Source organism: Roseicyclus persicicus, from assembly GCF_012395815.1.
In the GTDB taxonomy this organism is placed as follows: Bacteria; Pseudomonadota; Alphaproteobacteria; order Rhodobacterales; family Rhodobacteraceae; genus Roseicyclus; species Roseicyclus persicicus.
The window spans coordinates 18447-40731 of the sequence record NZ_JAAZQQ010000004.1 but is presented as its reverse complement, the minus strand read 5'-3'; the positions used below and the strand labels follow the sequence as shown (position 1 = coordinate 40731).

23 protein-coding genes and 1 tRNA gene are annotated in these 22285 nt (G+C 71.5%); 15 read left to right on the top strand and 9 right to left on the bottom strand.

Features of this window, described 5'->3' with window-relative positions:
- Positions 1 to 28: 28 nt before the first annotated feature.
- The gene (locus tag HCU73_RS12305) at positions 29 to 556 is read left to right on the top strand and encodes a DUF3833 domain-containing protein (RefSeq protein ID WP_168623761.1); all 528 of its coding nucleotides are present in this window, start codon (positions 29 to 31) and stop codon (positions 554 to 556) included.
- Between the two features lie 6 nt (positions 557 to 562).
- Here the strand turns inward: HCU73_RS12305 and yidD are convergent, their stop codons facing one another.
- The 4 genes from yidD to HCU73_RS12285 form a co-directional block, all read right to left on the bottom strand.
- Positions 563 to 784, bottom strand: a complete 222-nt coding sequence (gene yidD, locus HCU73_RS12300) for a membrane protein insertion efficiency factor YidD (protein ID WP_168623760.1) — start codon at positions 782 to 784, stop codon at positions 563 to 565.
- A complete protein-coding gene (gene rnpA, locus HCU73_RS12295) occupies positions 781 to 1164 on the bottom strand; it encodes a ribonuclease P protein component (RefSeq protein WP_338052107.1) in 384 nt (127 codons plus the stop codon). The genes yidD and rnpA overlap by 4 nt, the downstream gene beginning before the upstream one ends.
- 14 nt (positions 1165 to 1178) lie before the next feature.
- Positions 1179 to 1316: a 50S ribosomal protein L34 gene (gene rpmH / locus HCU73_RS12290; protein WP_168624034.1), complete on the bottom strand. Its 138-nt coding sequence runs from the start codon at positions 1314 to 1316 to the stop codon at positions 1179 to 1181.
- 123 nt (positions 1317 to 1439) lie between these two features.
- A complete protein-coding gene (locus tag HCU73_RS12285) occupies positions 1440 to 1943 on the bottom strand; it encodes a 2-thiouracil desulfurase family protein (RefSeq protein ID WP_168623759.1) in 504 nt (167 codons plus the stop codon).
- A gap of 164 nt (positions 1944 to 2107) precedes the next feature.
- On the opposite strand from HCU73_RS12285, the gene HCU73_RS12280 reads away from it, so the two are divergent.
- The 4 genes from HCU73_RS12280 (at position 2108) to HCU73_RS12265 (ending at position 5800) form a co-directional block, all read left to right on the top strand.
- On the top strand, positions 2108 to 2842 hold the full coding sequence (locus HCU73_RS12280) for a TVP38/TMEM64 family protein (RefSeq protein ID WP_168623758.1): 735 nt from the start codon (positions 2108 to 2110) through the stop codon (positions 2840 to 2842).
- The gene (locus HCU73_RS12275; protein WP_168623757.1) at positions 2842 to 4254 is read left to right on the top strand and encodes a dihydrolipoyl dehydrogenase family protein; all 1413 of its coding nucleotides are present in this window, start codon (positions 2842 to 2844) and stop codon (positions 4252 to 4254) included. Before HCU73_RS12280 ends, HCU73_RS12275 begins: the two co-directional genes overlap by 1 nt.
- 27 nt (positions 4255 to 4281) lie before the next feature.
- Positions 4282 to 5667: an ATP-binding protein gene (locus HCU73_RS12270; protein WP_168623756.1), complete on the top strand. Its 1386-nt coding sequence runs from the start codon at positions 4282 to 4284 to the stop codon at positions 5665 to 5667.
- A 56-nt stretch (positions 5668 to 5723) separates the two neighbouring features.
- Positions 5724 to 5800 (top strand) — tRNA-Arg (locus HCU73_RS12265).
- 139 nt (positions 5801 to 5939) lie between these two features.
- Here the strand turns inward: HCU73_RS12265 and xylB are convergent.
- Entirely contained in the window at positions 5940 to 7397 is a 1458-nt protein-coding gene (xylB, locus tag HCU73_RS12260) for a xylulokinase (protein ID WP_168623755.1), read from the bottom strand.
- A gap of 212 nt (positions 7398 to 7609) precedes the next feature.
- On the opposite strand from xylB, the gene HCU73_RS12255 reads away from it, so the two are divergent.
- From HCU73_RS12255 to HCU73_RS12225, 7 genes are all read left to right on the top strand, one after another.
- Positions 7610 to 8641 carry a LacI family DNA-binding transcriptional regulator gene (locus tag HCU73_RS12255; protein ID WP_168623754.1) on the top strand — a complete coding sequence of 344 codons (1032 nt, stop codon included), beginning with the start codon at positions 7610 to 7612 and terminating at the stop codon, positions 8639 to 8641.
- Positions 8642 to 8738: 97 nt separating this feature from the next.
- Entirely contained in the window at positions 8739 to 10055 is a 1317-nt protein-coding gene (locus HCU73_RS12250) for an ABC transporter substrate-binding protein (protein ID WP_168623753.1), read from the top strand.
- A gap of 105 nt (positions 10056 to 10160) precedes the next feature.
- Complete coding sequence (locus HCU73_RS12245) at positions 10161 to 11039, top strand: carbohydrate ABC transporter permease (protein ID WP_168623752.1); 879 nt, start codon at positions 10161 to 10163, stop codon at positions 11037 to 11039.
- 10 nt (positions 11040 to 11049) lie between these two features.
- Complete coding sequence (locus HCU73_RS12240) at positions 11050 to 11880, top strand: carbohydrate ABC transporter permease (RefSeq protein WP_168623751.1); 831 nt, start codon at positions 11050 to 11052, stop codon at positions 11878 to 11880.
- Positions 11881 to 11892: 12 nt separating this feature from the next.
- Positions 11893 to 12897, top strand: a complete 1005-nt coding sequence (locus HCU73_RS12235; protein ID WP_168623750.1) for an ABC transporter ATP-binding protein — start codon at positions 11893 to 11895, stop codon at positions 12895 to 12897.
- On the top strand, positions 12894 to 13667 hold the full coding sequence (locus tag HCU73_RS12230; protein WP_168623749.1) for an L-iditol 2-dehydrogenase: 774 nt from the start codon (positions 12894 to 12896) through the stop codon (positions 13665 to 13667). Before HCU73_RS12235 ends, HCU73_RS12230 begins: the two co-directional genes overlap by 4 nt.
- Positions 13655 to 15154 carry a mannitol dehydrogenase family protein gene (locus HCU73_RS12225; protein WP_168623748.1) on the top strand — a complete coding sequence of 500 codons (1500 nt, stop codon included), beginning with the start codon at positions 13655 to 13657 and terminating at the stop codon, positions 15152 to 15154. Before HCU73_RS12230 ends, HCU73_RS12225 begins: the two co-directional genes overlap by 13 nt.
- A gap of 19 nt (positions 15155 to 15173) precedes the next feature.
- On the opposite strand, the gene HCU73_RS12220 is transcribed toward HCU73_RS12225, so the two are convergent.
- Positions 15174 to 15827 (bottom strand): response regulator, encoded by a 654-nt coding sequence (locus tag HCU73_RS12220; RefSeq protein WP_168623747.1) that lies wholly within the window; start codon positions 15825 to 15827, stop codon positions 15174 to 15176.
- Positions 15824 to 18022, bottom strand: coding sequence for an ATP-binding protein (locus HCU73_RS18880; RefSeq protein WP_168623746.1), 2199 nt, complete (start codon positions 18020 to 18022; stop codon positions 15824 to 15826). Before HCU73_RS18880 ends, HCU73_RS12220 begins: the two co-directional genes overlap by 4 nt.
- A gap of 184 nt (positions 18023 to 18206) precedes the next feature.
- Between HCU73_RS18880 and HCU73_RS12210 the strand changes: the two genes are divergently transcribed.
- Together HCU73_RS12210 and HCU73_RS12205 are read left to right on the top strand one after the other, a co-directional pair.
- Positions 18207 to 18623, top strand: coding sequence for a hypothetical protein (locus HCU73_RS12210; protein WP_168623745.1), 417 nt, complete (start codon positions 18207 to 18209; stop codon positions 18621 to 18623).
- A gap of 96 nt (positions 18624 to 18719) precedes the next feature.
- On the top strand, positions 18720 to 19322 hold the full coding sequence (locus tag HCU73_RS12205) for a hypothetical protein (RefSeq protein ID WP_168623744.1): 603 nt from the start codon (positions 18720 to 18722) through the stop codon (positions 19320 to 19322).
- 13 nt (positions 19323 to 19335) lie between these two features.
- Here the strand turns inward: HCU73_RS12205 and HCU73_RS12200 are convergent, their stop codons facing one another.
- Both HCU73_RS12200 and HCU73_RS12195 read right to left on the bottom strand, forming a co-directional pair.
- Positions 19336 to 19821 carry a hypothetical protein gene (locus tag HCU73_RS12200; RefSeq protein WP_210730634.1) on the bottom strand — a complete coding sequence of 162 codons (486 nt, stop codon included), beginning with the start codon at positions 19819 to 19821 and terminating at the stop codon, positions 19336 to 19338.
- Between the two features lie 142 nt (positions 19822 to 19963).
- Positions 19964 to 20632, bottom strand: coding sequence for a TetR family transcriptional regulator C-terminal domain-containing protein (locus HCU73_RS12195; RefSeq protein WP_210730633.1), 669 nt, complete (start codon positions 20630 to 20632; stop codon positions 19964 to 19966).
- A gap of 119 nt (positions 20633 to 20751) precedes the next feature.
- Between HCU73_RS12195 and HCU73_RS12190 the strand changes: the two genes are divergently transcribed.
- Positions 20752 to 22152 (top strand): aminotransferase, encoded by a 1401-nt coding sequence (locus HCU73_RS12190; RefSeq protein WP_168623741.1) that lies wholly within the window; start codon positions 20752 to 20754, stop codon positions 22150 to 22152.
- Positions 22153 to 22285 lie beyond the last annotated feature (133 nt).

Here is a 22285-nt window from a genome sequence, read left to right as displayed (position 1 = left end):
GGGTGAACCTGACCCGGGGGGCCGACCCATGCGACTGATCCTGATCCTCCTTGCGACGCTGACCCTTGCGGCCTGCGGCGGGCGGCCGTCGCTGGAGGACGAGCCCCTGAGCGGCGCGGAGCTGAACCTCGAGGAGTTCTTCGCGGGCGACCTTGTCGCCTACGGCCAGTTCCAGGACGTGTTCGGCACCGTCCGCCGCCGCTTCGTGGTCGAGATCGAGGGGACCTGGGACGGCGAGACCCTGCGGCTGGTCGAGGATTTCGTCTACGAGGACGGGAGCACGGAACAGCGCATCTGGACGCTCCGCAAGACCGGCCCCGAGACCTGGGAGGGCACGGCGCCGGGCGTGATCGGCGTGGCGACCGGCGAGGAGCGGGGCGACACCTTCAACTGGCAATACACCATCGACCTGCCCGTGCCGGGGGACGAGACGATGCGGGTGAGTTTCGACGATTGGATGTGGCTGATGTCCGAGGACCGGCTGCTCAATCGCGCCTACATGTACCGCTTCGGCGTGCGGATCGGCGAGGTCATCATCAGCTTCGAGCGCGACTGAGCCCGGTCAGTCCGGCACGTTGTCCACGCCCGACCCGCCCCAGGGGTGGCAGCGCCCGATCCGGCGCGCGGCGAGCCAGGCGCCCTTGATCGCACCATGCTTCTCCAGCGCCTCCATGGCGTAGGCGGAGCAGGTGGGGTGGTAGCGGCAGGAATGGCCGACCCAGGGGCTGAACACCAATCGGTAGAACCGCACCGGCAGCGAGACGACATAGGCGAAGGGGCTCATCGGTGCAGCGTCCTCAGCGCGCGGGACAGGTCGGCCTTGAGCTGGTCGAAGGGCAGGCTGGCCGTGGCCTCGGCCCGGCCCACCAGAACGTAATCCCAGCCCGGGCGCCCGTCTACCGGCAGGACGGCGCGGGCGATCTCGCGCAGGCGGCGCTTGGCGCGGTTGCGGGCGACCGCGTTGCCGACCTTCTTCGAGCAGGTGAAGCCGACGCGGATCGGCGTGCCCGCCGGCTCCTCCGGCGCGCGGCGGCGGGCCTGCAGCAGGAACCCGGGCAGCGGCACGCGCTTGGCGCGGGCGGCGCGCAGGAAATCGGCGCGCTGCGTCAGAACGGAAAAAGCCCCCGGCGGGCTTTCGCCCGGCGGAGGCGTGTCGGGGATCACCGTCCCGTCCGGGATCAGGCGCTCAGGCGCTTCCGGCCGCGGGCGCGGCGGGCGTTCAGCACCTTGCGGCCGCCCTTGGTGGCCATGCGCGCACGGAACCCGTGGCGGTGCTTGCGCACGAGGTTCGAGGGCTGAAAGGTCCGCTTCGACATCTGTCTTCTCCGTGGTTCGTCCGGGCCGGGTCGCGTGAGGCACGCGCCGCGGCGGCCCAAGGGAATCTCCGCTGAAGCCCGGCAGATACGGAAACCTGCGCGGGCTGTCAACAAACTGCGGGATCAGCCGCGCGGTTTTTCTGCGGCGTCGAGGGCCGCGGCCAGCGCCGCCGCCTCCTCGTGGCTGTAGACGGCGATGCCCGCGGCCCGGAGCGTGGCGGCGACCACGCCTTCGCCGGGCCGCGTCGTGCCGTCGAACCGCCCGGCATGGATGCGCCGCACCCCGCAGGAGGGGCTGCCCTCGGTCAGAAGCGCAAAGCGCAGCCCCGCGTCCCGCGCCAGCCGCAGCGCCGCCTGCGCGCCGTCGAGGAATGCGCCCGTCACGTCGGCGCCTGCGCGGTCGACGATCCGCGCCCGTCCCGCTGCCACGTCGGCGCCGGTGGCGCCCGCCTCGATCTCGGCCGGCAGCCGCGGCACCGGCAGCCCGCCCGCCAGTTCCGGGCAAAGCGCCACCAGCCGCCCCTCGGCCTGCCAGCGCGCGACCAGCGCCGTGCCGGGATCCTTGGCGCGGCCGTCGTAGCGCACCGTGGCGCCCATCAGGCAGGCGCTGACCAGAATCCGCTCCATCCCGTCCCCGACCCTGAAACCTTCGGCCCCGAGTGTTACAGCCCGGGCCCGGATTCGTCACGCGGGCGGCCGGATCGGTCACGCCCGATCAACCCCGCGTGACCCCCCTGTCGCCGGGCGCCCCGCCCCGTCATGTGACTTGTCAAAGCCCGAGGATCGTGACCATGACCGACATCGTGACAGAGACCACCCCCACCCCCCGCGCGCGGCTGGTGCCGCTGGCCGCCCTCGCGCTGGGCGCGGGCCTCGGCTGGTGGCTCCTGCGCGACTGGCTCAGCTTCGCCGCGCTGGCGGAGCACCGCGAGGCGCTGATCGCGTTCCGCGATTCCCACTACGCGCTGACCGTGGCGGGCTTCGTCGCCGCCTACACGCTGATCGTCGCCTTCTCGCTGCCGGGCGCGACCATCGCCACGCTGACCGGCGGGTTCCTGTTCGCAACCTTCCCCGGCGCGCTCTACAACATCACCGCCGCGACGCTGGGGGCGACCGCCATCTTCCTCGCCGCCCGCACCGGCATCGGCGCCCGGCTGGGCGCGCGGCTGGAGGGGTCCGAGGGGCTGGTCAAGCGGATCAAGGACGGGCTCGACGACAACCAGTGGTCGATGCTGTTCCTGATGCGGCTTCTGCCGGTGTTCCCCTTCTTCCTCGCCAACCTCGTGCCGGCCTTCCTCGAGGTGCCGGCCCGCCGCTTCGTCATCTCCACCTTCTTCGGCATCATGCCGGGCGCGGTCGTCTACACCTCGGTAGGCGCGGGCCTGTCCGAGGTCTTCGCCCGCGGCGAGACGCCCGACCTCGGCGTGATCTTCGAGCCGCATATCCTGCTGCCGCTGCTCGGCCTCTGCGCGCTGGCGCTGCTGCCGGTGATCGTCCGGGCCGTCCGCGGCCGGAGGGTGGCCTGATGCCCCGGATCGAGACGGACATCTGCGTCATCGGCGCAGGCTCCGCCGGCCTGTCGGTCGCGGCGGGCGCGGTGCAGATGGGCGCCCGCGTCGTGCTGATCGAGGGGCACGAGATGGGCGGCGACTGCCTCAACTTCGGCTGCGTGCCGTCCAAGGCGCTGCTCGCCGCGGGGCACAAGGCGCATGACACCGCACGGGGCGCCTTCGGCATCGCGGGCCATGATCCGGCGCCGGATTTCGCCGCCGCCAAGGACCATGTCCGCGCCGTCATCGACCATATCGCGCCGGTGGACAGCCAGGAGCGGTTCGAGGGGCTGGGGGTGACGGTGATCCGCGACACCGCCCGGTTCCTGTCCGAGACCGAGCTGCAGGCCGGCGACACCGTGATCGCCGCGCGCCGCTTCGTCGTCGCCACCGGGTCGCGGCCGCTGGTCCCGCCGATCCCGGGGCTCGACGGGGTGCCGTTTCACACCAACGAGACGATCTTCGACCTGCGCGAGCGGCCCGCGCATCTCATCATCATCGGCGGCGGGCCCATCGGGCTTGAGATGGCGCAGGCGCACCGCCGCCTCGGTTGCCGCGTGACGGTGCTGGAGGGGGCCAAGGCGCTGGGCCGCGACGACCCCGAGGCCGCCGCCGTGGTGCTGGAGGCGCTCAGGGCCGAGGGCATCGAGATCGCCGAGGGCGCGCAGGTGACCGCCGTGTCCGGCACCGAGGGCGCGATCAGGGTGGAGACCGGGGACGGTGCCACCCACGAGGGCACCCACCTCCTGATCGCCGTCGGCCGGCAACCCAACGTCGAGGCGCTCGACCTCGACAAGGCCCATGTCGGCCATGACCGCAAGGGCGTCACCGTCGACCGCGGGATGCGCACCACCAACCGCCGCGTCTATGCCATCGGCGACGTGGCGGGGGGCGCGCAGTTCACCCATGTCGCGGGCTACCACGCCGGCGTCATCATCCGGCCCATGCTGTTCGGCCTGCCCGCCAAGGCGCGCACCGACCACATCCCCTGGGCCACCTACACCGACCCCGAGCTGGCGCAGGTCGGCCTGACCGAGGCCGAGGCCCGCAAACGCCACGGCGACAGGCTGACCGTCGCCCGGGCCGACTTCGCCCACAACGACCGCGCCATCGCCACCGGGCAGGCCCGCGGCTTCGCCAAGGTGATGGTCGTCAAGGGCCGCCCCGTGGGCGCCACCATCGTCGGCCCGCAGGCGGGCGAGCTGATCCAGACCTGGGCGCTGGCGATCTCCTCCGGCCTCAAGATGTCGGCCATCGCCGGCATGATCGCGCCGTACCCGACGCTCGGAGAGATTAACAAACGCGCCGCGGGCGCCTATTTCTCCCCAAGGCTTTTCGAAAGCCCCCTCGTGAAACGGGTCGTGCGCTTCGTGCAGCGCCTGCCCTGAGCGCGGGAGGCAGGGCAGGGACGGCGCGTGGCGAACACACTTTCAGGACGGTTCCTCATCCTGACCATCATCTTCGTGATGCTGGCCGAGGTGTTCATCTTCGTGCCCTCCATCGCGCGGTTCCGCGAGGATTACCTGCTTGCCCGGCTCGAACGGGCGCAGATCGCCTCGCTGGCTCTATTGGCCACCGACGGGATGATCGACGACGAGCTGGAACGCGAGCTCCTGGAAAACGCCGAGGTGCTGAACGTGGTGCTGCGGCGCGACGCGGTGCGGCAGCTGATCCTGTCCTCCGACGAGATGCCGGTCATCGCGGCCACCTACGACCTGCGCGACCCGCCGGCCTGGGTGCTGATGCGCGACGCTCTGGCCCGGCTCGCCAACCCCGAGCCGCAGGTGATCCGGGTGATCGGCGAACCCGTCCGCGAGGCCGGGCTGCTGATCGAGGTCACCATGCCGGCCGCGCCCCTGCGCATGGCGATGATCGACTACGGCCTGCGCATCCTGGCGCTGTCGGCGGTGATCTCGATCTTCACCGCGGTGCTTCTGTTCGTGTCCGTCCGGCGCCTGATGGTGACGCCGATCAAGCGCGTGGTATCCAGCATGACCGCCTATGCCGAGGCGCCCGAGGATGCCTCGCGCATCATCGTGCCGCGCGGCCGGGTCAGGGAACTGCGCGACGCCGAGGACGCGCTGCAGTCGCTCCAGACCGAGCTGACCAGCGCGTTGAAGCAGCGCGAGCGCCTCGCGCAGCTGGGCGAGGCGGTGGCCAAGATCAGCCACGACCTGCGCAACATGCTGTCGGTGGCGACGCTGGTCGCCGACCGTCTGGAGACCTCCGAGGACCCGACCGTGCAGCGCATCGCGCCCAAGCTGGTGGCCTCGCTCAGCCGCGCGATCAACCTGACCGAAGCGACGCTGGCCTTCGGGCGCGCGCAGGAACCCGCGCCCAAGCTGGACCGGGTGGCGCTGCGCGAGCTTGCCCTCGACGTTGTCGAGAACGACCGGCTCGACGCGGGCGAAGCCGCGCCCGACTACCTGTGCGACGTGCCCGCGGGCCTGACCCTGCGCGCCGACCCCGAGCAGCTGCACCGCGTCCTGTCGAACCTCGTGCGCAACGCCCGGCAGGCGCTGGCCTCGGGCGACCGCCCGGGCCGCATCCGCATCGCCGGCCGGGACACCGACGAGGGCTGGGTGATCGAGGTCAGCGACACCGGCCCCGGCCTGCCGAAGAAGGCGCTCGACCACCTGTTCCGCCCGTTCCAGGGCGGCGCGCGCAAGGGCGGGTCGGGGCTGGGCCTTGCGATCTGCGCCGAGCTGGTGCGCGGCCATGGCGGGCGGCTGGAGCTGGCCGCAACCGGCCCGGACGGCACGACCTTCCGCATCAGCCTGCCCGCGGGACTTGCCGCCTGAGACGGCCGGTTTTTCCCTTGCAAGCCCCGGGAGCCGGCGCTAAACCCCGCCCTCACGCACCGGTAGCTCAGTTGGATAGAGTACTTGACTACGAATCAAGGGGTCGGGGGTTCGAATCCTCCCCGGTGCGCCACTCCTTCCCTCTCCGTCGAATTCGCTCAGGCTGACTGAAGCCGAGACGCGCCGCGCGCGGCCATCGGGCGTCGCCGTTTCCTGACCTGTCGCCAGCCTATGCGCGCCGCCGTTGGCCGCCGGGCCGACGCATCCGGGTCTCAGCGCGGCGGGGTGAGCGCCGCCTGCACGGATTTCAGCGCCGGATAGAGCGCGCGGTAGCCGGCGAGGCGGGCGCGGAGCCTCTCGCCCTCGTCGGGCCGCGGGGTGAACCAGCGGCGGATCTCGGGCTTGGTCACCGCCTCGGCCAGCGTCGCCTCGCCCGAGGCCACGCGGGCCAGCCGTGCGGCGCCGAGCGCCGGGCCGATGTCGGCGCCGTCGCTGCGCCCGATGGGGCAGCCGGTCACGTCGGCGATGGTCTGCATCAGCAGGTCGCTCCGGGTGCCGCCGCCGATCGCCATGAGCGCGCCGGGCGTCGTGCCCGCGGCGGCCAGCGCCTCCGTCGCGTCGGCGAAGGTGAAGGCCACCGCCTCGATCACGGCGCGCATCAGGCTGCCCTGCGAGGTGGTCTCGCCCAGCCCCGCAAACCCGCCGCGGATCGTGGCGTCGCCGTGCGGCGTGCGCTCGCCGGTCAGGTAGGGCAGGAACAGCGGCCCCGCCGGCGCGGTTTCGGCCTCGGCCAGCAGCTCGGCGATGGGGCGGCGCAGCAGGTCGGCAAGCCAAGCCATCGGCCGGGCGCCGTTCAGCATGGCGGCCATCTGGAACCAGTGGCCCGGGACAGTATGGGCGTAGGCGTGGATGCGGCTGGCGGGGTTGGGCCGGTAGGCGGCGGTGGTCACGAACAACTGGCCCGAGGTGCCGAGCGACAGGAAGCCGTCGCCGTCCGCGATGGCGCCGATCCCGACCGCGCCGGCCGCCGCGTCGCCCGCCCCCGCGGCGACGGGGATGCCGGGCGGCAGGCCGAGGTCTTCGGCAGGCCCGGGCAGGAGCGTGCCGGCCGCCTCGGTGCCGGGGCGGAGGTCCGGCAGCCAGGCGGGGTCGGTGGCGCTGATGGCGCACATCCGGTCGGACCAGCGGCGCGCCCCCTGGTCGAGCCAGGAGGTGCCGGCGGCATCGGAGGGGTCGGTGACGAGGCCCCCGTGCAGGCGGAACCCGATGTAGTCCTTGGGCAGGAGGACATGGGCGATGCGGGCGTGGGTTTCGGGCTCGTGCCGGGCGAGCCACAGGAGCTTGGGCGCGGTGAAGCCCGGCATGGGCAGCACGCCCGAGATCTGCCCGGCGGCGGGCTCGGCGGCCAGCATCTCGGCGCATTCGGCGGCGGCGCGGGCGTCGTTCCACAGGATCACGGGGCGCACGGGCCGGCGGTCGGCGTCGAGCAGCACGGCGCCGTGCATCTGGCCCGACAGGCCGATGGCGCGGACCGCGGCGCGGGTCTCGGCGGGCAGCGACGTGACCGCGGCCCGGACCGCCGCCCACCAGTCGGCGCAGTCCTGCTCGCTTGCGCCGTCGAAGGGGTGGGACACGGAAAGCGCCGCCGCGGCGGTGCCGACGACGCGGCCCCCGGCGTCGAGCGCGCAGACCTTGACGGCCGAGGTGCCGAGGTCGAGTCCGAGATACATGCCGTGCCTTTCCCGCCCTGTGGTGTCGCGTCCGGCTTTCCGTCCGCTCGCGTTCAAGCCATACAGGAAACCGGCCGCCGATGGGCAGCACCCAAGCGGCAGGCCGAAGAAAGTGCAAGAAAAATCTTTACTCGCGTCATGTTTTGCGGGTTTTCATGGGAAGGGGACGGGATGGCCGGCCAGCCGCCCGCAGCGACCCCGAGGGGCCAGACATGAGTGACCAGAAGATCCGCAACATGGAGGAGTTCGCCGCGGCAAGCGGGCTCTCGCGGCCGACGATCTCGAAATACTTCAACGACCCCGGCAGCGTCCGCGCCAAGACGCGCGAGCGGATCGAGGCGGCGCTGGAACGCTACGAGTTCCGCCCGAACATCTTCGCGATGAACCAGAACCGCAGCCTGACCAAGAACGTCGGGATCGTGGTGCCCTACCTGGCCGACCCGTTCTTTGCCGAGATCGCGCGCATCATCCAGCGCCGCTGCATCGACGCGGGGTTCACGCCGATCCTCTACAGCGCCCATGGCGAGCAGAAGCTGGAGGGCGAGATCCTGGAGGGCCTGACCGCGCTGAAACCCGCGGGTGTGTTCCTGGCGCCGCTGGGCCGGCTGTCGGACCGGGGCGCGATCGACCGGTTCTGCCGCAACGTGCCCACCGTGCTGTTCGACAGCAACATCGAGGGGATGGGCGAGGCCTTCGTGGGCTCGGACAACTTCAGCTTCGTCAAGCAGACGGTGGATTACCTGTGCCGCACCGGCGCGCCGCCCTGCTTCTTCGAGATGCGCACCCCCGCCAACCCCAACGCCAACAAGCGCCGCCACGCCTATCTCAAGGTCATGGCCGAGGCCGGGCTGGAGCCGCACGTGGTGCAGGTCGAGGGCGAGGGCTGGGGATTCGAGGAGATCGGGCGCCGCGGCGCGCACGAGGTGCTGGAGCGCCACACGCTCCCCACGAACACGGTGCTGTGCAGCAACGACCGACTCGCCATCGGCTTTCTCGCGGGCTGCTACGAGCGCGGGTTGCGCGTGGGCCGGGGCGAGGGATGCGCGCTGAGGGTGGCCTCGCACGACGATCACCCCTTCTCGCGGTTCACCTGCCCGTCGCTGACCACGGCCGCCCACCAGTACGAGCTGGTGGCCGACAAGTGCATGGAAACGCTGTTTTCCCTGATCGAGGCCGGGGGGCGCTTCGAGACCCGCGAGGAGACGCTGATCCCCGCCCGGCTGATCCTGCGGGCCTCTGCCTGACGATCACAAATTTACGCGCGTAAAGAAAAAACTTGACGCGAGGGAGGGGCGCGCCGTAGCCTCGCCGCACATAACATCCAAACCAGGGAGGATACGGATGTCTCCGAAAACCGCGCTTCGCGCGTCCGCTGCCCTTGCGCTCGGCCTTTTTGCCACCGCCGCCTCGGCCCAGGACACCACCATCACCATCGCCACCGTGAACAACGGCGACATGATCCGGATGCAGGGCTACACCAACCTGTTCACGGAGCAGACCGGCATCGCGGTCGAGTGGGTGACGCTCGAGGAAAACGTGCTGCGTCAGCGCGTGACCACCGACATCACCACCAACGGCGGCCAGTTCGACATCATGACCATCGGCATGTACGAGACGCCGATCTGGGGCGCGAACGGCTGGCTGGTGCCGCTCGACGGGCTGTCCGAGGCCTATGACGTCGACGACATCCTGCCCGCCATGCGCAACGGCCTGAGCCACGACGGCACGCTTTACGCCGCGCCGTTCTACGGCGAAAGCTCGATGGTCATGTACCGCACCGACCTGATGGAGGCCGCCGGCCTCGAGATGCCCGAGGCGCCGACCTGGGAATTCATCGCCGAGGCGGCCGCCGCCATGAACGACCCGGCGAACGAGATCTACGGCATCTGCCTGCGCGGCAAGCCGGGCTGGGGCGAGGGTGGGGCCTTCATCACCGTCACCGCCAACTCCTTCGGCGCGCGCTGGTTCGACGAGGAGTGGAACGCCCAGTTCGACCAGCCCGAGTGGGAACAGGCGCTGACCTTCTTCGTCGACCTGATGAACAGCTACGGCCCCCCGGGCTACGCGACCAACGGCTTCAACGAGAACCTGTCTCTGTTCCAGCAGGGCCGCTGCGGCATGTGGATCGACGCCACCGTGGCCGCGTCCTTCGTGACCAACCCCACCGACTCGACGGTCGCTGACAGCGTGGGCTTCGCGCTGGCGCCGAACCACGAGGGCGTGGAGCGCCGGTCGAACTGGCTCTGGGCCTGGGCGCTTGCGATCCCGGCGGGCACCCAGCAGGCCGACGCCGCGCTGCAGTTCATCGAGTGGGCCACCTCGCGCGAGTACATCGAGCTGGTCGCGGCGAACGAGGGCTGGGCGAACGTGCCCCCGGGCGCGCGCACCTCGCTCTATGAGACGCCGGAGTACCAGGCGGTGCCCTTCGCCGACATGACCCTGCGCTCGATCCTGGCCGCCGACCCGACCAACCCGACGGTCGACCCGGTGCCCTATGTCGGCATCCAGTTCGTCGCGATCCCGGAATTCGCGGGCATCGCCACCGAGGTCAGCCAGGAATTCGCCGAGGTCTATGCCGGGCAGCAGTCCGTGCAGGAGGCGCTGGCGAACGCGCAGGCCCTGACCAACGACGCGATGGAAGCGGCCGGCTACCGCTGAGCTTCCTCCCCGCGGGGGGCGGCCCGACGGCTGCCCCCCGTCCCCCCCCCCCGGTTTCCCCCCGACCTCCGCGGCCCCACGCGCCCCACAGGAAAGGTGCCCCCCATGGCGACCCAGCATTCCCGCTCTGCGGCCCGGCTGATGATGGCGCCGGCGGTGATCCTCCTGCTTGGCTGGATGCTCGTGCCGCTGACCATGACGCTGTGGTTCTCGTTCACGCGCTACCTGCCGATGCGCGGCGACAGCATCGAGCGCGGCCTCGAATGGGTCGGTTTCGAGAACTACGTCCGCTTCATCGGCTCCAGCTCCTTCTGGCCCAGCGTGCAGGCGACCCTGATGATCGTGGGCGGCGTGCTGCTCATCACCGTGGTCCTCGGCGTCCTGCTCGCCATCCTGCTCGACCAGCCGATGTGGGGGCAGGGCATCGTCCGCATCCTCGTGATCGCGCCCTTCTTCGTCATGCCGACCGTGTCGGCGCTGGTGTGGAAGAACATGATGATGGACCCGGTGAACGGGATGTTCTCCTACATCTGGCGCTTCTTCGGGGCCGACCCGGTGTCGTGGCTGTCGGACGCCTCGGTGCCGTCGATCATCCTGATCGTGTCCTGGCAGTGGCTGCCCTTCGCCACGCTGATCCTGCTGACCGCGATCCAGTCGCTCGACAGCGAGCAGCTGGAGGCCGCCGAGATGGACGGCGCCCCGGTGCTGGCGCGGTTCTGGTTCATCGTGCTGCCGCATCTCGGCCGGGCGATCACCATCGTGATCCTGATCCAGACCATCTTTCTTCTGTCGATCTTCGCCGAGATCTTCGTGACCACCGGCGGTTCCTTCGGCACCCGCACACTGACCTACCTGATCTTCCAGCGGGTCGTGGACAGCCAGAACATCGGCCTCGGTTCGGCCGGCGGCGTCTACGCCATCATCCTCGCCAACATCGTTGCCATCTTCCTGATGCGCATCGTCGGCAAGAACCTCGACCGGTAAGGGGACGACCATGGCACGCGCAGTTTCGACCCGCCGCAAGATCGCCACGACGACACTGGCGTGGCTTGTCGGCCTCCTGATCTTCTTCCCGATCTTCTGGACGATCCTGACCAGCTTCAAGACCGAGGCGCAGGCGATCAACAACCCGCCCCTGTTCTGGGGGTTCGAGTTCACGCTGGAAAACTACGCCGTCGTGCAGGAGCGGTCCGACTACATGCGGTTCCTGTGGAACTCGGTCATCATCGCGGGGGGCTCGACGCTCTTGGGCATCCTGATCGCGGTGCCGGCGGCCTGGTCGATGGCCTTCGTCCCGTCCAAGCGGACCAAGGACATCCTGTTGTGGATGCTCTCGACCAAGATGCTGCCGGCCGTGGGCGTGCTCTACCCGATCTCGCTGATCTTCGTGGAGCTGGGGCTTCTGGACACCCGCATCGGCCTGATCGTGATCCTGATGCTCATCAACCTGCCGATCATCGTCTGGATGCTCTACACCTATTTCCGCGAGATCCCGGGCGAGATCCTCGAGGCCGCGCGGATGGACGGGGCGGGCCTGAAGGAGGAGATCCTTTTCGTCCTCACGCCCATGGCGATCCCCGGCATCGCGTCGACGATCCTGCTGAACGTCATCCTCGCCTGGAACGAGGCGTTCTGGACGCTGAACCTGACGGCCGCCAATGCGGCGCCGCTCACGGCCTTCATCGCCAGCTACTCCAGCCCCGAGGGCCTGTTCTACGCCAAGCTGTCGGCGGCCTCGACCATGGCCATCGCGCCGATCCTCATCCTCGGCTGGTTCAGCCAGAAACAACTCGTCCGCGGCCTGACCTTCGGCGCGGTTAAGTAAGGAGCGACCGGAATGGGACGCATTACACTCGACAAGGTCCGCAAGGCGTTCGGTGACGTCGAAGTCATTCCGCCGCTCGACCTGACCATCGAGGACGGGGAATTCGTGGTCTTCGTCGGCCCCTCGGGCTGCGGCAAGTCCACGCTCCTGCGCCTCATCGCCGGGCTCGAGGACGTGTCGGGCGGCGAGATCCGCATCGACGGGCAGGACGCCACGATGGTGCCCCCGGCCAAGCGCGGGCTGGCCATGGTGTTCCAGTCCTACGCGCTCTACCCGCACATGTCGGTGCGCAAGAACATCGCTTTTCCGCTGCGCATGGCCGGCCTCGACGCGGCCGAGCAGGAGCGCCGGGTCAAGGCCGCGGCCGACGTGCTGAACCTGACCGACTACCTGGACCGCCGCCCCGGCCAGCTGTCGGGCGGCCAGCGCCAGCGCGTCGCCATCGGGCGGGCCATCGTGCGGGAACCGGCGGCCTTCCTCTTCGACGAGCCGCTGTCGAACCTCGACGCCGCGCTGCGGGTGGGGATGCGGCTGGAGATCAGCGAACTGCACAAGCGGCTCAAGACCACGATGATCTACGTGACCCACGACCAGGTCGAGGCGATGACCATGGCCGACAAGATCGTGGTCCTGCGCGCGGGCCATATCGAGCAGGTCGGCAGCCCGCTTGAACTGTATCGCGCGCCGCGCAACCTGTTCGTGGCGGGCTTCATCGGCAGCCCCAAGATGAACCTGATCGGCGGCGCCATCGCCAAGCAGCATGACGCGGCGACGATCGGCATCCGCCCCGAGCACATCTCGGTGTCGCCCGAGGCGGGCGACTGGAAGGGCCGCGTCGGCGTGTCCGAGCATCTCGGGTCCGACACCTTTTTCCACGTCACCTGCGAGGGGATCGGCGAGCCCGTGACCGTGCGGGTCGGCGGCGAGGTCGACCTCAGCTACGGGCAGACCGTGTGGCTGACGCCCGACGCCAACCAGCTGCACCGCTTCGACGACAAGGGCCTGCGCATCGCATGACACGACTTGCCGGCAAATCCGCCCTGATCACCGGGGCCGCCCGCGGCATCGGCCGCGCCTTCGCCGAGGCCTATGTGCGCGAAGGCGCGCGCGTCGCCATCGCCGACATCGACATCGCCCGGGCCCGCGCCACGGCCGCCGAGATCGGCCCGGCCGCCATCGCCGTGGCCCTGGACGTGACGAAGCAGGACAGCATCGACGCCGCCGTGGCCGAGACCGTGGCCGCGCTGGGCCGGATCGACATCCTGATCAACAACGCCGCGATCTTCAGCGCCGCCCCCATCGTCGAGATCGAGCGCGCCGACTACCAGCGCGTGTTCGACATCAACGTGGCCGGGACGCTGTTCACGATGCAGGCCGTCGCCCGCCACATGATCGACCACGGCATCCGCGGCCGCATCATCAACATGGCGTCCCAGGCCGGCCGCCGCGGCGAGCCGCTGGTCGCCGTCTACTGCGCCACCAAGGCCGCGGTCATCAGCCTGACCCAGTCGGCGGGGCTGAACCTGATCCGCCACGGCATCAACGTGAACGCCATCGCGCCCGGCGTGGTCGATGGCGAGCACTGGGACGGGGTCGACGCCTTCTTCGCGAAGTACGAGGGCAAGGCGCCGGGGCAGAAGAAGAAGGAAGTGGGCGAGGGCGTGCCCTACGGCCGGATGGGCCGGGCCGAGGACCTGACCGGCATGGCGATCTTCCTCGCCTCGGACGAGGCCGACTACATCGTGGCGCAGTGCTACAATGTCGATGGCGGCCAATGGATGAGCTGATGACCGTGGCCCGCCCCACCCCGCTCTCCGACGCGATGCTGGCCGACCTGCCCGAGGGCGTGGCCCGCCCGGCCTATGACCGCGCGCGCCTGACCCCCGGCATCGTCCACATCGGGCTGGGCAATTTCCACCGCGCGCACCAGGCGTGGTATACCCACCGGCTGATGCAGCAGGGGCTGGCGCAGGACTGGGCCATCCTGGGCGCGGGCGTCCGGCCCTACGACGCGGCCATGCGCGACCGGCTTCTGGCCCAGGATTGCCTGACCACGCTGATCGAGCTGTCGCCCGACCACCGCTCGGCCGAGGTGACGGGGGCGATGATCGACTACCTGCCGATCGAGGACGGCAACGGCGCCCTGATCCGCGCCATGGCCGACCCCGCGATCCGCATCGTCGCGCTGACCGTGACCGAGGGCGGCTACTACATCGACCCGGCCACCGGCGGCCTCGACACCACGCACCCCGACATCGCCCATGACGCGGCCCATCCCGACGTGCCGCGCACGGCCTTCGGCGCGATGGTGGCGGCGCTGGGCCTGCGGCGCGCGGCGGGGCTGGGGCCGTTCACGGGGATGTCCTGCGACAACCTGCGCGGCAACGGCGCGATCCTGCGGCAGGTGGTGGTGGGGCTGGCGCGGCTGACGGACCAGGGCCTTGCCGACTGGATCGAGGCCGAGGGCGCCTTTCCCAACTCGATGGTCGACTGCATCGTGCCCGCCACCGGCCCGGCCGAGCTGGCGCTGGTGCGCGAGATGGGCATCGCCGACGCCGCCCCGGTCACGCACGAGAACTACCGGCAATGGGTGATCGAGGATGCGTTCTGCGCCGGCCGCCCCGACTGGGACCGGGTGGGCGCGACCTTCACCGACGACGTGCACGGCTACGAGATGATGAAGATCCGCATCCTGAACGCGGGTCATCAGGTGCTGGCGAACGCGGGCGAGCTCCTGTCGGTGCCGACCATCGCCGACTGCATGGCGCATCCGGCGATCTCGGCCATGTTCCGCAAGGTGCAGACCGAGGAAATCCTGCCCTACGTCGCCGCCGTGCCCGGCACCGCGCCGGCGGACTACCTGTCGTTGATCGAGCGTCGATTTGCCAACCCCGCGATCCGCGACACGGTGCGCCGGGTGGCCTTCGACGGGTCGTCGCGGCACCCGGGCTTCGTGCTGCCGATCCTGCGCGACGCGCTGGCGGCGGGCGGCCCGGTGCAGGGGCTGGCGCTGGTCGAGGCGCTCTGGGCGCGGATGTGCGCAGGCACCCGCGAGGACGGCAGCGCGATCGAGGCGAACGACCCCGCCTGGCCCGATCTGGTCGCCGCCGCGCGGGCGGCCCGCGACCGCCCGCAGGCGTGGCTGGAGCAGGCCGCGATCTACGGCCCGCTGGCCGCCGAGCCGCGCTTTGCCGAGGCGTTTGCCGGCTGGCTGGCCCTGCTGGCGGAGACGGGCACCGGGGCGACGCTCGAGGCCTACCTGCAGGGACGCTGATCGCAGGCCCCGCCGCGCGTCAGTCGCGCCGGGTCCTCGAGGGGTCGTCCAGACCGTAGCGCACCGCGTGCCAGGACGCCTCGGCGCGGGACGAGATGCCAAGCTTGCGGTAGATCTCCTTGATGTAGCCGGCGACCGTGCTTTCCGCGAGGCCGAGCGCCTGCGCCGCCTCGCCGTTGCGCAGGCCGCGCCCGATCAGCGCCAGCACCTCGCGCTCGCGCTGGGTCAGCGTCTCCTCCTCGGCGATGGGTCCGGTGCGGCGGAAATGTTCCATGATCCGGCGCGCGACCGAGGGCGACAGCGCCGGGATGCCCAGCGTCAGCTGCCGCAGTTGCCGGGTCAGGAGCGCCTCGGGCTGTTCCTTGAGCAGGTAGCCCTGCGCCCCCGCCGACAGCGCGCCGACGATCGAGGCGTCGTCGCCCATCACCGTCGTCACCACCGCCAGCGTCTCGGGCGCGGTCTGGTGCAGCCGCCGCAGAACGTCGAGCCCCGAGCCGTCCGGCAGGCCGAGGTCGATGAGGGCGAGGTCGTAGGTCCGCGCCGCCAGCTGCGCGAGGCCCGAGCGGGTGTCGGTCGCCTCGTGCACGGTGCAGCCCTCGAAGGCCGCGCGCACGAGGCCGGCCAGCCACTGGCGCGTCTCGCTCAGGTCTTCCACGATCAGGACGTCCTTCATGGCGCTCCGGCCTCCGGGCGGGCGGGGATCCTGACCGCGACCGACGACCCGCCCGGGCCGCTCGCGATCTCGCAGGTGCCGCCGAGGCTTTCGGCGCGCGCCCGCATATTGGTCAGGCCGTTGCCGGGCACCGTGCCGGCGGTGTCGAAGCCCCGGCCGTCGTCCGCGACACGGATCGACAGGGTGCCGTCGGCCTGGCGGACCTCGACCTGCACCTCGTGCGGCGCGCCGTGGGCGATGGCGTTGCGCACCGCCTCGCGCACGATCGAGCGCAGCGTGTGCGCCGTGGCGATCGGCAGGGCGCCGGTGTCGTCGCTTTCGGCGACCCAGCGCAGGCCGACGCCGGCGGCGAACAGGTGTTCCGAGATCTGCGAGCGCAGGTCGGCCAGCAGCTCGTCGAAGGCCAGTTCGGGGCTGGAGGCGTTGTTGATGATGTCGCGCAGGTCGGTCAGCGTCTCGCGGATCATCATGTCCTTGCGGTCGGTCTCGCGGCTGTGCAGCGCGCCCATCAGCTGCACGCCGATGTTGTCGTGGATGTCGCGGGCGATGCGCTCGCGCTCCTCCTCGGCGCCCTGCTCGTAGGCGGCGCGGCTCCGCAGCGCGTGGCCCAGCATGGCGTGCAGCTCCAGCGCCACGTCGCGGTCGCGCAGCGAGAACAGCTTGCGCCCGTAGCCCGCGTATTCCAGCCGGTAGCCCGGCAGTCCGGGCGCGCCCGGAACCTCGAGCGCGACGCCGTTGTCGGCCACCGCCGCGGTGGCGATGCCGGCCTTCTGGCGCAGCGACAGCGGCTGGAACACGGTTTCCAGCAGGGTCCGCCAGCGCGCGGTCTGGTCCTCCTCGGGCGGGGTCAGCGCCACGTCGACCACGGCGCGGAACAGGTTCTCGCGGCTGGGCTCGCGGCGGCGCAGGATGCGGCGGGCCAGCTCCTCGCGCAGCGGCAGCCACAGGACGGTGATGATGACGAGCGACAGCGCGAAGGCGGGCACCCGGTCGTTGACGATGGTGACGATCAGCAGCGCGTCGAGCCCGAGCAGCAGCAGCGCGCCCACCACGTAGAACAGGATGCGGAAGGCCCAGTCGTCGAGCTGGAACAGCCGGAACCGCGCCACGCCGAGCGCGACGCCGACATAGATCAGGAGGAAGAACAGGAACGCGACCCCTTGCGGCAGGGCGGGGCGGAGGCCCAGGAGGTTCGGCGCGATGATGGTGATGACGAAGGCGCCCGCGCCGACCGCCACCGACAGGCCGAGCCAGCGCAGCGCCGCGCGCGCCACCGGGTCGCCGCGCGTCAGGCGGAACTGGATCGCCACCAGCACGACGATGGCCAGCATCGCCAGCACCACGGCCAGGTGAAAGCCGGTCGGCGGCCCGTCGGTCAGCTGCAGCACGTCGGCGGCCTGCCAGGCGGCAAGCACGACGGCCGGGACGGCGAGCCAGCGGTTGCCGACAAGGCGGCGCGGGTAGATCAGGAACAGGCCGATCATGCCCACCCCGAAGGCCAGCGCGCCGGCATGGTTGACCGCCGACAGCACGCGGAACAGGTCGGCCGGGATCGCCAGCTCGCGGGTGCTGTAGACCGAGGCGGCGAAGGCCGACAGCATCAGCCCCGCACCCGCCAGCGCCAGGCAGCGCGCCGCCCAGTCGCCCCGGCGCAGGATCCAGACCCAGGCGCCGATCCAGAACCCGGCAAGGCCGACGCCGATCTGGATCCAGAAGGTCGCGGGCAGGCTGCCGACAGGGCGCTGGCGCGTGGTGGCGACCTCGACCAGCTGCGGGGTGCCGAGATGCGGGGTGATCTCGACCACCACGCGCGACGCGCCCTGGATCGCGGCGATGGCGCCCTGCCGGTCGAGAAAGGCGTTGAAGTCCGCGTAGGTCGGCAGGGTGTCCGGTTCCTCCAGCTGGTCGCCCGGTACGAGGCGCAGGAGCGGGCCGTCGGCCGTGCCGATGGCGGTGAGCGCGGCGTAGGGCTCCGGGTCGGCGGGGTTCATGGCGGCGTCGAGGGGGCCGCCGGGGACGATCCGGTTGATCCAGGGGCCCGCGGTCTCGATCGGGATCTCCAGATGCGGTTCGACCGACAGCCGCAGCCCCAGCCAGCGCTGGTCCATCGCAAGCCCCAGCATGATCGCCGCCAGCACGAGGCTGGCCGCGACCGCGGTCGACAGGAGCACGATGGGGGCAAGGCGGCGCGGCACGGGCGGCGATCTCCTGGCGGCGGGGCGGCATGGGGCGCGCGCGCGTCTACCCGGCCCGGCCGCCCGGTTGTTCTACGGCACGCGCTCGGCGGCCCGAACCCCCCGGTTCCGGGGGGTGCCCGGCGCCCTGCGCTGCGGGATGGTTCCCGCACTCAGAACGACGGCATGAGGGCAGGAGGTCAAGATGCTGCGACGGGCATTCTGGGCCGCGGCGGCACTGGCGGTGCCGGTCGCGGGCGCGCTGGCCGAGGTGCCGGCGGACGGGGATGCCGGCGCGGCGCCCGACCTCGACTGCGCCGCCGTCTACCACATGATGGCCCTGTCAGGCCCGCCCGAGGCCATCGCGGCCCTGATGGCGGACCGCCGGGGCGGGGCGCTTGCGACCCATGCCGCCGCCGGCGGGCTCGACCTCGACGACCCCGACGACGTGGCCGGCATCGCCGAGACCTTCGGCGCACGGCTGGCCGGCTGGCTCGCCCGGTTCGACGCGGCGACGACGGAGGCGGCCGGGGACGCCCTGCTCGACGAGGTGCTGGCGGGGCTCCGGCTCTGCGACGCGCGCTACGGGCTGGCCGCGACGCCACTGGACTGGATCGACTGAGGGCAGGGGGCGGACCGATGGGACGATGGCAAGGTGCCGGGCGCTCGGGCGAGGGTTCCGGCCCCGCGCGGTCCGTGGCGACACCCGGGAGGTCCGATGCGCAGCCCTGAGACGCCCGCGCCTGTGCGCCACGAGGTGCGGCCCGGACGCCTTGCCGCGCCGCGCTGCTGGTGGCTGTCGGACGACGGCCTGCACTGGACCGCCGGCGGCCGGGCGGGCCACCTGCCCCTGTCGGCCATCGCCACGATCCGACTGCGCCTGTCGCCCGACGGGGCGCAGCGGCCTTCGGTCTGCGTGCTGACGGAGCGGTCGGGCCGGCGGCACCGGATCACCGACGCGCACTGGCCCCGCCGGTCCGAGGGCGGCGCCCCGGCGGCGGGGCCCCGGCGCCGCGGCGACAGCTTTCGCGCGCTGGTCGGCGCATTGGCGCGCCGGCTGGCCGACGAGGTGCCCGCCGCGCGGCTCCTGCAGGGGGCGGGCTGGGGCGAATGGATCGGCACGGCCGTGGTGACGGCGGCGTCCCTGGCGATCCTCGTGGCGGGCGTGTGGCTGATGTGGCGCGAGGGCCGCGTGTCCTGGGCGGCGCTGGCCTTCCTCGGGGTGGTCGCGCTGAACCTGCCGCTGCTGTGGCCGGTCCTGCGCGCGGGCGGGCCGCGGCCCCTCGGTCGTGCCACCCTCGACAGCCACGGCTGCGGCTGAGCCGCGGGCGGCCTCAGGCGGGGCCGGGCCAGCGCCGCGCCGCCCAGGTGCAGCCGAGCGCCCCGAGCAGATGGGCCGTCACGAGCGCCGCGATCCAGGCGGCCCGCGCTCCGGGCTCGACCAGGAGCACCACGCCCGCCGCGGCGACCAGCGCGCAGGCCAACGCGGCGGCCGCGGCATCGCCGTAGGTCAGTCCGCGCCCGCGCCTGTCGCATGCCGCCATCACCGCGCCGACGACGAGGGCAGGGGCCGTGCCGATGGCATAGGCCAGCAGCACCGCGAAGATCGACCCGCCGATGATCCCGCCCACGAGCCGGCGCGCGAGGTCTCCGGCCGCGCCGTCGCCGAGGCCCTGCGCCACCGAGACCGCCGTGAGCAGGAGGTTGACGCCGAGCCCGCCGAGAAGGGGCCCCGCAAGCGCGAAGAGGGCGACGATACCGAGGGACCGCCGCCATGACACCGACCGCGTTGGGACACTGAGGGACGGGCCGGCCTGCATCTGGGTCTCTTCGGGAGGCTTGCGGGGTACGCGCACCCTAGCCGAGCGCCGCCCCCGTTCCGCCCCCCGAAACAGGGGGGCTGTCGGCGTCGCTGGCGGACGTGCAGACGCCCCGCGGGTCCGGGCCCGCGCGGGCGCGGCCTCAGCCCTCGGCCATCGCCAGGAAGGTGGCCGTGCGCTCGGGGAAGAGGGCGGCGAGGAAGTGGCCGGTGATCGCCCGGGCCTCGCCGGCCTCCTGCACGCCGCTGGCAAGGTACATCTGCAGCCAGAGCCCGTCGGTCAGCCCCTCGATCCCCGCCGCCAGCGCCCGCGCCTGCCCGGTGTCGCGGCCAAGATCGGCCAGCAGCGCCTCTGTCGCCGCCGTCATCGCGTCGGAGCGCGCGCTGTCGAAGCGGTCGGCGATCTCGTTGAACAGGGGCCGCGCGCTCGCCTCGCCCCAGAAGGCGTGCCAGACGATCTGTGCCTCGCGGGCGCAGACCTGCGGCTGGAAATCGGCCCGGACGAGCGCGGCCAGCCGGAGCGCCGGGTCGTCGCCCGCCTCGGCCAGCGCGCCGCGCCAGTTCGCCTCGTAGCGTTCGTAGTGGCGTTGCAGCGCTGCGGCGAGCAGGCCCTCCTTGCTCTGGAAGTAGAACACGGCCGCGCCCTGGCTCAGCCCCGCCTCGCGCGCGACCGTGGCCAGCGTGGTGCCGGGCAGCCCGTTGCGGACGATCGACCGGAGCGCGGCGTCGACCAGCTGTTCCCGCCGGCGCGCCGCGTTCTCGGCGCGCTCCTTGCGCGGTCGCGGCTCCGCGTCCGACGCGGTGTCCGGCATCTTGTCCTCCGCCTGGGCCATCGCCCGGGAGTGTGCCGCGGCGCGGCGGCTTGTCAATGGCGGCGGGTTCGAGTAATTTGAGTGAGCGCTCAAATAAATTGTATTGGACCCGGATCGCCATGACCGCCACGCTGCCGCCCCCCCGCGCGCTCACCCGCCACGACCCCGGCACGATCGCCGCCTGGGACGCCGACCATGTCATCCACCCCTGGGAAAGCATGGGCGAGGAGGTCACGGACCGCGTCGTCGCGGCCAAGGCCGAGGGGATCCACCTCTACAATGCCGAGGGGCGGCGCTTCATCGACGGGCCGGGGGGCATGTGGTGCATGCAGATCGGCTACGGCCGCCGCGAGATGGCCGATGCCATCGCCGAGCAGGCGATGAAGCTCGCCTATCACAGCCCCTGGGCCTTCGCCTCGGAGCCCTCGGCGCTGCTGGCGCGCAAGCTGGCGCAGATGACGCCCGGCGACCTGAATTCGGTGTTCTTCACCACCGGCGGGTCGTCCGCGGTCGACACCGCCCTGCGCTTTGCCCAGTTCTACAACAACCTGCGCGGCCGGCCGGAGAAGAAGCTGTTCCTCGCCCGCGAGCGGGGCTACCACGGCTCCACCTACCTGGCCGCCTCTGTCACCGGCAAGGACCGCTGGAAGAACCCGATGGACGTGGAACGCCGCCTCGTCCGCTTCCTGCCCGACATCAACCCCTACCACCGCGCGCCCGGCCAGTCCGAGGCCGACTGGTGCGACGAGAAGGTCGAGGACCTGGCCCGCGCCATCCGGGTCGAGGGGGCGGACACCATCGCCGCCTTCATCGCCGAGCCGATCCTCGCCTCGGGCGGCGTGATCGTGCCGCCCGAGGGCTACCTGCGCCGCTGCGCCGAACTGTGCCGGGCCCACGACATCCTGTTCATCGCCGACGAGGTGGTGACGGGCTTCGGGCGCCTCGGGCACTGGTTCGCGTCGGAGGCGGTGTTCGGCGTGGTGCCCGACATCATCACCTGCGCCAAGGGGCTGACCTCGGGCTACGTGCCGCTGGGGGCCGCGATCATCTCGGACCGGCTGATCGCCGAGATCTCGGGCGAGGACCGGGCCGAGGTGCTGTTCAAGAACGGCTACACCTATTCCGGCCACCCGGTCTGCTGCGCCGCCGCCCTGACGTCGATCGAGATCATCGAGCGCGAGGGGCTGCTGGAGCATGTCCGCCGCGTCGCGCCGCATTTCCAGGCCCGCCTGCGCGACCTTGCCCGCCACGAGATCGTGGGGGACGTGCGGGGCATGGGGCTGCTTGGCTGTGTCGAGGGCACCGCGCGCCCCGACCTCCCCGAGGAGCGCCGATTCGCGATCGACCAGCATTTCGGCGAGCTGGTCGACGCCGCCTGCGAGGCACGCGGGCTGATCGTGCGCCCGCTTCTGAACATGTGCGTGTTCTCGCCGCCGCTGATCATCAGCGAGGGGGAGATCGACGAGATGTTCGACATTCTGGATGCGGCGATCGGGGAGGTGCAGGGGGAGATGCTGTAGGGGGGGTGGTGGATGGGGAGGTAGGTGATCTTGTGGTCGGGCAGCGCGCGTATGGCCTTGTTCCAAATTAGGAAATTGTAGTGCTCGGCCCGGCAGTTTGGACCGTGCCTCCGCCGACAAGGCGCTTGACTAA